Source organism: Stenotrophomonas maltophilia (assembly GCF_023518235.1).
GTDB lineage: Bacteria > Pseudomonadota > Gammaproteobacteria > Xanthomonadales > Xanthomonadaceae > Stenotrophomonas.
This window is the reverse complement of the sequence record NZ_CP090423.1, coordinates 224,789-237,142: the sequence shown is the minus strand read 5'-3', so window position 1 is coordinate 237,142 and position 12,354 is coordinate 224,789. Positions and strand designations below refer to the sequence as shown.

10 protein-coding genes are annotated in these 12,354 nt (G+C 66.7%); 9 read left to right on the top strand and 1 reads right to left on the bottom strand.

All coding sequences use genetic code 11. The annotated features are described in order from the left end of the window. Window positions 1-16: 16 nt before the first annotated feature. The 3 genes from LZ605_RS01290 (at window position 17) to LZ605_RS01280 (ending at window position 1,845) form a co-directional block, all read left to right on the top strand. Complete coding sequence (locus LZ605_RS01290) at window positions 17-622, top strand: YggN family protein (protein ID WP_249843544.1); 606 nt, start codon at window positions 17-19, stop codon at window positions 620-622. A gap of 95 nt (window positions 623-717) precedes the next feature. Then, window positions 718-1,320: a YggN family protein gene (locus LZ605_RS01285; RefSeq protein ID WP_249843543.1), complete on the top strand. Its 603-nt coding sequence runs from the start codon at window positions 718-720 to the stop codon at window positions 1,318-1,320. Window positions 1,321-1,419: 99 nt separating this feature from the next. After that, on the top strand, window positions 1,420-1,845 hold the full coding sequence (locus LZ605_RS01280) for a hypothetical protein (protein ID WP_249843542.1): 426 nt from the start codon (window positions 1,420-1,422) through the stop codon (window positions 1,843-1,845). A gap of 127 nt (window positions 1,846-1,972) precedes the next feature. On the opposite strand, the gene LZ605_RS01275 is transcribed toward LZ605_RS01280, so the two are convergent. Next, a complete protein-coding gene (locus LZ605_RS01275) occupies window positions 1,973-3,415 on the bottom strand; it encodes a class II fumarate hydratase (protein ID WP_249843541.1) in 1,443 nt (480 codons plus the stop codon). Between the two features lie 319 nt (window positions 3,416-3,734). On the opposite strand from LZ605_RS01275, the gene purB reads away from it, so the two are divergent. From purB to LZ605_RS01250, 6 genes are all read left to right on the top strand, one after another. Then, window positions 3,735-5,102 (top strand): adenylosuccinate lyase, encoded by a 1,368-nt coding sequence (gene purB, locus LZ605_RS01270; RefSeq protein WP_249843540.1) that lies wholly within the window; start codon window positions 3,735-3,737, stop codon window positions 5,100-5,102. Between the two features lie 516 nt (window positions 5,103-5,618). Then, entirely contained in the window at window positions 5,619-5,912 is a 294-nt protein-coding gene (locus LZ605_RS23140) for a transposase (RefSeq protein ID WP_019338990.1), read from the top strand. Next, the gene (locus LZ605_RS01265; RefSeq protein WP_404830271.1) at window positions 5,909-6,742 is read left to right on the top strand and encodes an IS3 family transposase; all 834 of its coding nucleotides are present in this window, start codon (window positions 5,909-5,911) and stop codon (window positions 6,740-6,742) included. The genes LZ605_RS23140 and LZ605_RS01265 overlap by 4 nt, the downstream gene beginning before the upstream one ends. 253 nt (window positions 6,743-6,995) lie before the next feature. Next, window positions 6,996-8,417 carry a cupin domain-containing protein gene (locus tag LZ605_RS01260; RefSeq protein ID WP_249843539.1) on the top strand — a complete coding sequence of 474 codons (1,422 nt, stop codon included), beginning with the start codon at window positions 6,996-6,998 and terminating at the stop codon, window positions 8,415-8,417. Between the two features lie 8 nt (window positions 8,418-8,425). Then, window positions 8,426-9,322: a GNAT family N-acetyltransferase gene (locus tag LZ605_RS01255; protein WP_249843538.1), complete on the top strand. Its 897-nt coding sequence runs from the start codon at window positions 8,426-8,428 to the stop codon at window positions 9,320-9,322. Between the two features lie 186 nt (window positions 9,323-9,508). Next, window positions 9,509-12,340: a 2-oxoglutarate dehydrogenase E1 component gene (locus tag LZ605_RS01250; protein WP_249843537.1), complete on the top strand. Its 2,832-nt coding sequence runs from the start codon at window positions 9,509-9,511 to the stop codon at window positions 12,338-12,340. Window positions 12,341-12,354: the final 14 nt, after the last annotated feature.

The window sequence follows — 12,354 nt, the reverse complement described above, 5'->3', positions numbered from 1 at the left end:
GTTCGAGGGGAATGCCATGAAGCTGTTGCGCCTGCTGCCCGCCACCCTGTTGTGCCTGCCGCTGATCGCCTGCGGCGGCCCCGCCTCCACCCCTGACAGCTCGGTCGGCAAGAGCGTGGCCGACGCCACCAGCGGCGTCAGCCAGACGGTGAAGGAGACCATGGACGACGCCCGCCGCGACATCGCCCAGGGCAACATCAAGATCTCTGCCGACAAACAGCCGCGTGCGGAAATCACACCGGACGGCCACCTGCTGATCGATGGCAAGGATGTTCCGGCCAACGATGCACAGCGCCGCCAGCTGCTGGCCTACCGGGGCCACGTGGTCGCCATCGCGATGGACGGCATGGATGTCGGCCTGGCCGGCGCCAAGCTCGGTGCCAGCGCGGCCGGCGAAGCGCTGAAGGGCATCTTCAGCGGCGACAGCGAAGGCGTGGAGAAGCGCATCAACGCCGAGGCCGCCAAGATCGAGGCGCAGGCCAAGCGCATCTGCCAGCGCCTGCCGGCCATGCTGGCCAGCCAGCAGGCCCTGGCCCGCGAACTGCCTGCGTTCAAGCCCTACGCCACGATGGACCAGAGCGACGTGGACGACTGTGGCAAGGACACCGTGGTCCTGCGCTAGACCGCTGGCGGCGCTGCGCATCCGGCCGGCAGTGACATCGCGCTGCCGGCCGGCGGGCCTACAATGACGGCCCCGGACGCTGACGAACCGAAGCCATGATCAAGCCGTTGCTGCTGGCCGCCCTGCTGTGTCTGCCGCTGCTGGCCTGCGACGGCAGCGCAGAAAACGCCGGCAAGGGCCTGGGCACGCGTGCGGCCGAGATCTCCGGCGGCCTTGGCCAGAAGGTCAGGGACGCCACCGATGAAGCCCGCAGGAATCTGATCCGGGACAACACCGCGCTCCACGCCGAGGGGCAGCCGCGCGCGGAAATCACCGCCGACGGCCAGCTGTTGATCGACGGCAGGCCGATCCCCACCGATGGGGCACAGCGCCGCCAGCTGCTGGATCATCGCAACCTGCTGATCGCCAGTGCCTCCGACCGCCTGGACGCGGATCAAACCTACGCCAATGCCGCCGACGCCACGTTGAAGGGACTCCTCGGCAACGGTGGTGATGTCCGGAAACAGGTCGGCGGTGAGTACGACCGGCTCGAAGAGAAGCTCAAACGCATCTGTGCCCGCATGCCCGCGCTGTTGGCCAGCCAGCAGGCCCTGGCACGCGACATCCCGGCCTTCAAGGCCTACGCGACGATGACACAGAATGACGTTGACACCTGCGGCAAGGGCGACGGCTCCCTCTCGATCTCGTTCGACGACTGAGACATTTCAGCGCACCCTGCCGGCGGCGGGCTGCCGAAGCCGGCCGTTCTGCGCCGACCCGCTTACAATGGCAGCCCCGGACGCCCCCGAACCGACGCAATGAAGAAGCTGTTCCTGCTGCTGGCCGCCCTGCTCTGCCTGGGCCTGGCCGGCTGTGACAAGGATTACCGAAACCACCGCGCCGAGCGCGGCAAGCCCAAGATCTCCGTCAGCGAAGGCATGGTGACCGTGCGTCGCCCGCCGGCACCGAACATCATCATCCTCGGCGATGGCACGATGAAGGTGGACGAGATCCAGATCCCGCTGGATGACGGCCAGAAGCAGATGCTGCAGACGATGTTCGGCAAGCTGCAGGTGCTGCGCCAGAACACGCTGGTGGCCGCCCCGGCCGACCCGAACATGCAGCCGGTGAAGATCCAGCCACCGGAAGGCATGGAAGTGATTCCGGCCGACCTGATCCACCGCATCCCCGAATTCAAGGATTACACCGACACCTTCGGCAACATCGTCGCCGACCGTCGTTGAATACAGAAACGCCGCCCAAGGGCGGCGTTTCTCATTGACCCGGTAGCGCCGGGCCACGCCCGGCGACTGTAGTGTTCGGTCCGCCAGCATTCCGCCGGGCACGGCCCGGCGCTACCCAACCGGGCGATCAACCGCCGCCGCCGCCACCACCGCCCGCCTGGATGCCACCGGCGGTCAGCGCGGTCGGGTCCAGCAGGCGACGCAGCTCGGCCTCTTCAAGCCCGCTGTCTTCCAGCGCCACATCCAGCACCGGGCGCTGTTCCTTGTAGGCGCGCTTTGCAATCGCGGCGGCCTTCTCGTAGCCGATGATCGGGTTCAGCGCGGTGACCAGGATCGGGTTGCGCGCCAGCGCCTCGGCCACGCGGTCCTCGCGCACCTTCAGGCCGGCGATGGCACTGTCGGCCAGCAGCGTGGACACGTTGGCCAGCAGGCCGATGCCATCGAGCAGGTTCACCGCAATCAGCGGCAGGGTGACATTGAGCTGGAAGTTGCCGGTCTGCCCGGCCACGGTAATCGCGGTGTGGTGGCCGATCACCTGCGCGCAGGCCATCACCGTCGCTTCAGGGATCACCGGGTTGACCTTGCCCGGCATGATCGAGCTGCCCGGCTGCAGCGCCGGCAGTTCGATCTCGCCCAGCCCGGCCAGCGGACCGGCGTTCATCCAGCGCAGGTCATTGGCGATCTTGATCAGCGCCACCGCCAGTGCATTGAGCTGGCCGGACAGTTCCACCGCGTCGTCCTGTGCGGCCAGGCCTTCGAACTTGTTCTCGGCGCTGTCGAACTTGAAACCGGTCTGCTGTTTCAACGCCTTGGCCACCTGCGCGCCGAAACGCGGGTCGGCGTTGATGCCGGTGCCGATGGCGGTGCCGCCCAGCGGCAGGCGGCGCACGCGCTTGAGGCTGTCCTCGATGCGCTCCTGCGCCGAGGCCAGCTGCGCCGACCACGCACCGAACTCCTGCTCGAAGGTCAGCGGCATCGCATCCATCAGGTGGGTGCGGCCGGTCTTGACCACCTTGCGCAGGCTGCGGCCCTTCTTGTCCAGCGTCCTGCGCAGGTGCACCAGCGCCGGCAGCAGCTGCTCGTGCGTGGCCAGCACCGCCGATACCCGCAGCGCCGTCGGGATCACGTCATTGGAGCTCTGACCCTGGTTGACGTGATCGTTGGGGTGCACCACGGTCTTGCCGGCCTTGCCGGCGCGGTTGGCCAGAGTGGCGATGACCTCGTTGGCATTCATGTTCGACGACGTGCCCGAGCCGGTCTGGTAAACGTCGATCGGGAAATGCGCGTCCCAGTCACCGGCGGCCACTTGAGCGGCGGCGGTCTGGATGGCCTTCGCCACGGTCTTGGGCAGGTGGCCCAGCTCGGCATTGACGCCGGCGGCGGCGCCCTTGACCAGGCCCAGCGCACGGATGAAACCGCGCGGCATGCGCTGGCCCGAGACCGGGAAATTCTGCACAGCGCGCTGGGTCTGCGCGCCCCACAGGGCATCGGCAGGCACCTGCAGCTCGCCCATGCTGTCATGTTCGATCCGGAACCCGGTGGTTCCACCCTTGCTTGCAGCTTTGCTCATTGCATCGACTCCGCACTACTTCAGTTGGGGAAAGGGAAGCGGCGGCTGGCAGGGTGTCGCTTCCCGGGCTGGCGGCTGCGCCCACGATACTCCCTTGCCTGCAGTGCGGGATGACGAGCACGGGCCAGATCGTTTCATCCGCAGGGTCGTTTACACGGGTAGCGCCGGGCCGAGCCCGGAGAGCGCGCAGCGCGGCCGCCACCCGCCGGGCATGCGAAATGGAATCGTGGGCCGGACGTGATTGCCGGCCAGCGGCCGGCACTACCTCACCGGCACGTCGTAGAATATTGGCCCCGCCGCTTGCCCCAGCCCTGCCGACATGTCCGATTCCGCCCTGCTCGCCCTGTCCCCGCTCGATGGCCGTTACGCCGGCAAGGTCGACACCCTGCGCCCGATCTTCTCCGAATATGGCCTGATCAAGGCCCGTATCGTGGTCGAGGTGGAATGGCTGCTGGCGCTGGCCGCCGAGCCGGGCATCGTCGAACTGGCGCCCTTCTCCGACGCAGCCACCGCCCGCCTGCGCGGGCTGGCCGCCGGCTTCAGCCCGGCCCAGGCCGCGCGCGTGAAGGAGATCGAGCGCACCACCAACCATGACGTCAAGGCGGTGGAGTACTTCATCAAGGAACAGCTGAAGGACGACGCCGAGCTGGCCCCGGCGCTGGAATTCGTGCATTTCGCCTGCACCAGCGAGGACATCAACAACCTCAGCTACAGCCTGATGCTGGAACAGGCCCGCCGCGAAGTGCTGCTGCCGACCCTGGACGGCATCGCCGCCAGCCTGCGCAGCCTGGCCCACGCCCAGGCCGGCCAGCCGATGCTGTCGCGCACCCACGGCCAGACCGCTTCGCCGACCACCCTGGGCAAGGAGCTGGCCAACGTGGTGGCTCGCCTGGAGCGTCAGCGCAAGCAGATCGCCGCGGTCGAGCTGACCGGCAAGATCAATGGCGCTGTCGGCAACTACAACGCGCACGTGGCCAGCTACCCGGACGTGGACTGGCCGGCCTTCGCTGAGCGCTTCGTGACCGGCCTGGGCCTGGTGTTCAACCCGTACACCACGCAGATCGAACCGCACGACAACGTCGCAGAGATCGGCGATGCTGCACGCCGCGCCAACATCATCCTGATCGACCTCGCCCGTGACATCTGGGGCTACATCTCGCTGGGCTACTTCAAGCAGCGCCTGAAGGAAGGCGAAGTCGGCTCGTCGACGATGCCGCACAAGGTCAATCCGATCGATTTCGAGAATGCCGAAGGCAACTTCGGCATCGCCAACGCACTGTTCGAGCACTTCAGCGCGAAGCTGCCGATCAGCCGCTGGCAGCGTGACCTGACCGATTCCACCGTGCTGCGTGCACTGGGCACCGCGTTCGGCCACAGCCAGGTAGCACTGGACTCGCTGGCCAAGGGCCTTGGCAAGCTGGAAGTGAACCCTCAGCGCCTGGATGCCGATCTGGATGCGGCCTGGGAAGTGCTGGCTGAGGCCGTGCAGACGGTGATGCGCCGTCACGGCCTGCCGAACCCGTACGAGCAGCTGAAGGCGCTGACCCGTGGCCAGGGCATTACCGCTGAGTCGATGCGTGCGTTCGTGCAGGGGCTGGAGCTGCCGGCGGATGCGAAGCAGCGTCTGCTGGACATGACCCCGGGCAGCTATACGGGTCTGGCCGAGTCGCTGGCGAAGAAGATCTAAGGGGTTTCCTTTGCGGCGGCGGCCGCGGGCGCTGGCTGCGGCAGTCAACAGCAACGGCAACGTCAAAGGCGGCTCTGGGTTTTTGTTGGGATTGGCGGGGCGGGTTGGATTCGCGGGGGACGCCGTGAATCCGTCCGTGGAGGCTTGGCAGCCGCATCCATGCGGCTGACACCCCCGCGAACCCAACCCGCCCCACCCCTGACAGATTCCCGGTGACGGATCGAAGAGCGTTGGGGTGTCGGGACGGAATTTGAAAGAGGGACGCGGCTTCGCCGCGTCCCTCTTTGTTTGTGGGGGTTTTGCACAAGCAAGCGCAGCGCGCGACCCGCCGTTGCCTTTGATTTTCTTCTTCCCTTCCGTGGCGGGCCGCGCAGGAAACTGTCAGGAGCCGGGTGGGGTGGGGTCGCGGGACCGTTGGCGCCATGGATGGCGCCATCGAGCCCCCATGGATGGGTTGTGGTGGTCTAATCAACTTGGACACTCGATAGGATCAATTTCGAGCATCGAGGTAGACCCATGGCAAAACAGATCACTCAGGGCATGAGGGATGAGGCGGTTCGCCTTGTCGTTGTGGAGGGGCAGACAGTCAGGGACGTCTGCCAGCTGATGGATGTCGGCCCGACGGCGCTGAGGCGCTGGATCGAGCAATGGCGGCGAAAGCATGACCCTCAGGCCGAGGCACCGCCGGTGGATGCCCAGGTCAGAATCGCCGAGCTGGAGGCCCAGAATCGCAGGCTCAAGGAGGAGCGCGACCTGCTAAAAAAATCCATCGCCTTCTTCATTCGGGACAGCGATCACCGGAACAGGTGATCCAGGAATTGGGGAAGGTCGCTCCGATCCGGTTGGTGTGTCAGTTGATGGACTATCCCCGTAGCAGCTACTACGCCTGGCTGCACCGGGAGCCCCGGATTGACCGGGCGCTGCTGGCCCAGGTTGATCTGGTTCGTCGCATTCATCAGTCCCATCGGGGGAGCTGTGGCTCTCGCAAGATGGCCAGGGAGCTGACCAACTGCGGCCTACCCATGGGGCGCTACCGCGCCCGGACGCTGATGCGCCGAGCCGGTGTCAGGGCGCGACAGCACCGGCGGCACAAGTACCACAGCCTTGGGCCGCAGGCACTGACGGCGCCCAACGTGTTGGAACGCCAATTCAACCCGGCGGCCCCCAACCAGGTCTGGGCAGGGGATATCACCTACATCCCGACCCAGCAAGGCTGGCTCTATCTGGCCATCGTGGTGGATCTGTTTGCCCGCCGGATCGTGGGCTGGGCTCACTCTCACGAAGGGGATGCCTGGCTGGCCGTCAGAGCCCTGCGCGGGGCGCTGAAACAGCGTCGTCCCAACGGGCGACTACTTTTCCACTCGGATCAAGGTCGGCAGTACACCAGCCATGCCATGGCCGAAATCCTGCGTGACAACGGCATCACCCAGAGCATGAGCCGGAAGGGCAACTGCTGGGACAACGCGGTGGTGGAACGGGTTTTCGCCACCCTCAAAGGGGAATGGCTTTACTCCAAATACCCCACTCGACAGGAGGCGGCAGCAGACATCGAGCAGTTCGTGGACTGGTACAACCACCGTCGGCTACACAGTGCCAACGGCCTTGTGCCACCTGCGCTTTGTGAAGAGCAGGTGGCCTGAACTCCCTTTGGGAGTGTCCAAAAATACTGGACCACCACAGGTTTACGGCGTGTCCCGCGACCCCACCCCACCCGGCCCAACACATGAAGCCAGCGCATTCCGCGCCCCCCCACCCCGCCACGAGGGGCTCCGCCGTTGGCCGGAACCCCGCGACAAACCACCGCACGTGCGCAATCCCAACGAACGTCGGACAATGGAACCCTTGGCGGCCCGCCACGCCGCCCCTCCCGCTTTCCGCTGCAAGGATTCCCCCATGGCCGCCCGCAAGTCCTCCGCTCCGCTCATCGAAGTCACCGCCCGCCCCGGCCAGCCGCTGGGCATGGCCCCGGCCACCTTCCTGCGCGATTTCTGGCAGAAGCGCCCGCTGCTGATCCGCAATGCCTTCCCCAACTTCCAGACCCCGGTGCAGCCGGAAGACCTGGCCGGCCTGGCCTGCGAGGAAGGCGTGCTGGCGCGCCTGATCGAACACAACAAGGCCCAGGACAGCTGGCGCGTGCGCAGCGGCCCGTTCCAGGAAGACATCTTCCCGGCCCTGCCCGACCACGACTGGACCCTGCTGGTGCAGGATGTGGACAAGTGGGACAAGGACGTGCGCGCTCTGATCGAGCACTTCCGCTTCCTGCCGCGCTGGCGCATGGACGATGTGATGATCAGCTTTGCCGCCACCGGCGGCTCGGTCGGCGCCCATGTCGACCAGTACGACGTGTTCCTGCTGCAGGCCCAGGGCCATCGCCGCTGGCAGATCGACGCCAGCGAATCGATCAAGGGCAAGCGCCCGCCGCTGGGCTTCCGCCCGGACGTGGAACTGAAGCTGCTGCAGGTGTTCAAGCCGACCCACGACTGGGTGCTGGCGCCGGGCGACATGCTGTACCTGCCGCCGAACGTGCCGCACCACGGCGTCGCCGAAGATCCCTGCCTGACCTTCTCCTTCGGCATGCGCGCACCGGCCTCGGCCGAGCTGATCAGCGACTACCTGGACACCCTGATCGCCGATGCCGACGAGAACATCCGCTACCAGGATGCCGACCTGAAGGTGCCGGCCGACCCGAACGAGATCGACACGGTGGCGATGGCGCGGGTGATCACCGCGCTCAATGCCATCCGCATGAACGACCCGGACAAGCTGGGCGACTGGTTCGGCCGCTTCATCACCACCTACCGCGCCGCCGGCGAAGTGATGGCCCACCAGGCCGCGCCGGCCCAGGAAGAGGTGGTCGAAGCGCTGGCCTCCGGTCTGCTGCTGCAGCGCCACCCGTGGGCGCGGCTGGCCTGGCGCCGGGCCAAGCGCGGCGCCAGCCTGTATGTCAGCGGCCAGGACTTCGCGCTGCCGGTGAAGGACGCCCAGCGTCTGGCAGGTGCCGAGCAGCTCGACGCCGCCGCCTATCGCGGCCTGTCCGACAAGGGCCGCGCGGTGGTCCAGCAGCTGCTGGTCGGGGGCGTATTCCAGCTGATCGATCCGGACGAGATGTACGAGGCCGAAGACGAAGATGAAGACGACGGCGTGGATGCCGTGGTGCTCGGCGAGGTGGTCGAGGGCCGTGACCGCGTCGATGCGATCGACGCCGATGCGGTGTCCGACGATGTCCACTCCGTGACCGTGCATGACGACGGCATCGAGGTCATCGTCAGCTTCGACGACGAGGACGAGGACGACAGCAACGACGGCCGCGCCTGAGCCCTGCCATGATCCGGGTCCAGCAGGTCAGCCACGCCGACGCCCACGTCGCCATCCACGACGTGCGGCAGCGGGTGTTCGTGCAGGAACAGGGCATCGCCGCCGAACTGGAGCGCGACGCGCTGGACCCGGTCAGTGCCCATGTGCTGGCCCTGGACGCCGACGGCCAGCCGGTCGGCACCGGCCGCCTGGCCCCGGATGGCCGGATCGGCCGCATGGCGGTGCTGGCCAGCCACCGCAGCCAGGGCGTCGGTGAAGCCCTGCTGGACGCGCTGGTCGAAGCCGGGCGCCGGCTCGGCCTGGCCGAACTGCATCTGCACGCCCAGCTGCCGGCCCGCGACTTCTACGCCCGCCAGGGCTTCCTGCCCGAAGGTGAGGTGTTCGAGGAAGCCGGCATCGGCCACCAGCAGATGCGCCGCCGGCTGGGCGTGGCCAGCGCCATCGACAGCCGCGCAGAGGCGCTGGCCATCACCACCGCCATCCTCCACCGTGCCCGCCGCCAGCTGTGGCTGCACAGCCGCCAGCTGGACCCGGGCCTGCTGGACGCGCCACCGGTACAGGCCGCCCTGCGCCGCTTCGCCACCGCCCGCCACGACAAGCAGCTGCGGGTGATCGTGCACGACGCTGCCGCCATCGCCGCCGCAGGGGCACCGCTGCTGGCGCTGGCCCAGCGCCTGCCCAGCGTGATCCAGTTCCGCGAAGTGACCGACCCGATCGACCGTGCACTGGTCTCGGCCTGCCTGCTCAACGATGCGGGCGACTTCTACTTTCGTCTGATCGGGCATCGCCTCGACGGCGAGGCCGGTATCGCGCTGCCGGCACGTTCGCAGCCGTTCGAGCAGCAATTGCAGCGTGTCTGGGACCGTTCGCGCGAATGCAGCGAACTTCGCGCGCTCGGCATCTGAGCCGACAGCGCCGCCCCAACCTGTCTGGAAGCGGCATCGGGGGACGCGGGATGCCGCCGCTGCTGCCCCTTCGTGTCCGGATGGGGGTACAATTTGGCTGTTTGAACGCGCCCGTGCAGGGCTATTCATGTTCCTGCCGGGTCCTTCTGAAGCCATACCCCACAAAGCGAATCAGCACCCTCCATCGTGGACAATCTACTGAAGCAGTTTGCGCAATCTTCGCAACTCGCCGGCGGCAACGCCTCCTATGTCGAGGACCTGTACGAGCAGTACCTGGTCTCCCCGGATAGTGTCGATCCCAAATGGAAGACCTACTTCGACGGCTTCAAGGGCCGTGAAGCAGGTGACATCCCGCACTCGGCCGTCATCTCCCACATCGCGGAAGCGGCCAAGGATGCGCTGAAAGCCGGCACCGGCACCGGTGCGGGCGACGAGCGTGAGCGCAATGTCGGTCGTCTGATCACCGCCTACCGTTCGCGCGGCCACCTCGATGCGCGCCTGGACCCGCTGGGCCTGACCAAGCCGGTCAACACCCCGGACCTGGGCCTGCCGTTCCACAGCCTGTCCGATGGCGACCTCAACAGCGAGTTCAGCACCGGCGGCGTCGGTGGCCAGCCGCGCATGAAGCTGCGCGACCTGCTGGCGCGCCTGAAGGCGACCTACACCGGCTCGATCGGTGCGGAGTTCATGCACATCTCCGAGGTCGAGCAGCGCCAGTGGATCTACAAGAAGCTGGAACTGGCCGGTGGCAACTACCAGCTGGACGCTGACACCCAGCGCCGCACCCTGGAGCGCCTGACCGCAGCCGAAGGCCTGGAACGCTACCTGCACACCAAGTACGTCGGCCAGAAGCGCTTCTCGCTGGAAGGCGGCGACTCGCTGATCCCGATGATGGACACCATCATCCGCAGCGCCGGCAAGGATGGCGTCAAGGATGTGGTGGTCGGCATGGCCCACCGCGGCCGTCTGAACGTGCTGGTCAATACCCTGGGCAAGAACCCGCGCAAGCTGTTCGACGAATTCGAAGGCAAGTTCGAGCACGACGAGCACGCGTCGGCCGGCGACGTGAAGTACCACATGGGCTTCTCCGCCGACGTTGCCACCGAAGGCGGCCCAGTGCACCTGGCGCTGGCGTTCAACCCGTCGCACCTTGAAATCGCTGACCCGGTCGTGGCCGGTTCCGTGCGTTCGCGCCAGGAGCGCCGCAAGGACACCGCCCGCAAGCAGGTCATGCCGATCCTGATCCACGGCGACGCGGCCTTCTCCGGCCAGGGCGTGGTCATGGAGCTGTTCCAGATGTCGCAGGCCCGCGGCTTCGCCGTCGGCGGCACCGTGCACATCGTGGTCAACAACCAGGTCGGCTTCACCACCTCCAACCCGCTGGATACGCGCTCCACGCGCTATGCCACCGACGTGGCCAAGATGATCGCCGCGCCGGTGCTGCACGTGAACGGCGATGACCCGGAAGCGGTGGTGTTCGCCGCGCAGCTGGCCTTCGAGTTCCGCCAGACGTTCGCCAAGGACGTGGTCATCGACCTGATGTGCTACCGCCGTTGGGGCCACAACGAGGCCGACGAACCGGCGATCACCCAGCCGCTGATGTACCAGGTGATCCGCAAGCACCCGACCACCCGCGAGATGTACGCCGAGCAGCTGGAAAAGGCGGGCGTGATCGCCGCCGGCGCCGGCAAGGCGATGGTCGATGCCTACCGCGAGAAGCTGGACGCCGGTGAAGTGACCACCGAGCTGGCCAAGGTCGAGAAGACCCCGCCGAGCAGTCCGCTGTTCGTCGATTGGCCCAAGCTGCTGGAAGGCAAGCTGTCCGATCCGATCTCGACCAAGGTCGAGAAGAACAAGCTGGTCGAGCTGGCCAAGCTGATCAACACCATTCCGGACGAAGTGCAGCTGCACTCGCGCGTGGCCAAGGTCTACGAAGACCGCCGCAAGATGGCCGCCGGTGAGATCCCGGGCGACTGGGGCTTTGCCGAGAACCTGGCCTACGCCACCCTGCTCGACGAAGGCAATGCACTGCGCCTGGTCGGCCAGGACGTCGGCCGCGGTACGTTCACCCACCGCCACGCGATCCTGCACGACCAGAAGACCGACAACTACTACATGCCGCTGCGGCAGCTGGTGGATTCGCCGGAGAAGGCCACCGTCATCGATTCGCTGCTGAGCGAAGAAGCGGTGATGGCCTACGAATACGGCTTCTCCACCACCGATCCGAACACGCTGTGCATCTGGGAAGGCCAGTTCGGCGACTTCGCCAACGGCGCCCAGGTGGTCATCGACCAGTTCATCGCCGCCGGTGAAGCCAAGTGGGGCCGCATTTCCGGCCTGACCCTGCTGCTGCCGCATGGCTATGAAGGGCAAGGCCCGGAACACAGCTCGGCCCGCCTGGAGCGCTTCCTGCAGCTGTGCGCACTGGAAAACATGCTGGTGGTGGTGCCGTCCACCCCGGCACAGGCCTTCCACATGCTGCGCCGCCAGCAGCATCTGACCACGCGCAAGCCGCTGGTGGTGATGTCGCCCAAGTCGCTGCTGCGCCACAAGCTGGCCGTGTCGAGCCTGGACGAGCTGGCCAACGGCGAATTCCAGCACCTGATCGGCGACGCCAACGCCGACGCCAAGAAGGTCAAGCGCGTGGTGCTGTGCTCGGGCAAGGTCTACTACGACCTGCTGGAAGACCAGACCAAGCGTGGCCAGGACGACGTGGCGATCATCCGCGTGGAGCAGCTGTATCCGTTCCCGCGTGCGCTGCTGGCTGCCGAACTGAAGAAGTACGGCAAGGCCACCGACGTGGTGTGGACGCAGGAAGAACCGCAGAACCAGGGTGCGTGGTACCAGATCCGCCACCACCTGCAGTTCTGCCTGGCCGATGGCCAGAACCTGCACTACGCCGGTCGCGCACGCTCGGCTTCGCCGGCTGCCGGTCACATGGCTGACCACGTCCGCGAACAGCAGCAGCTGGTCGCCGATGCACTGGTCAACCCGTTCAACGACACGTTCGCTGAATAATCCTCCCCCTATTT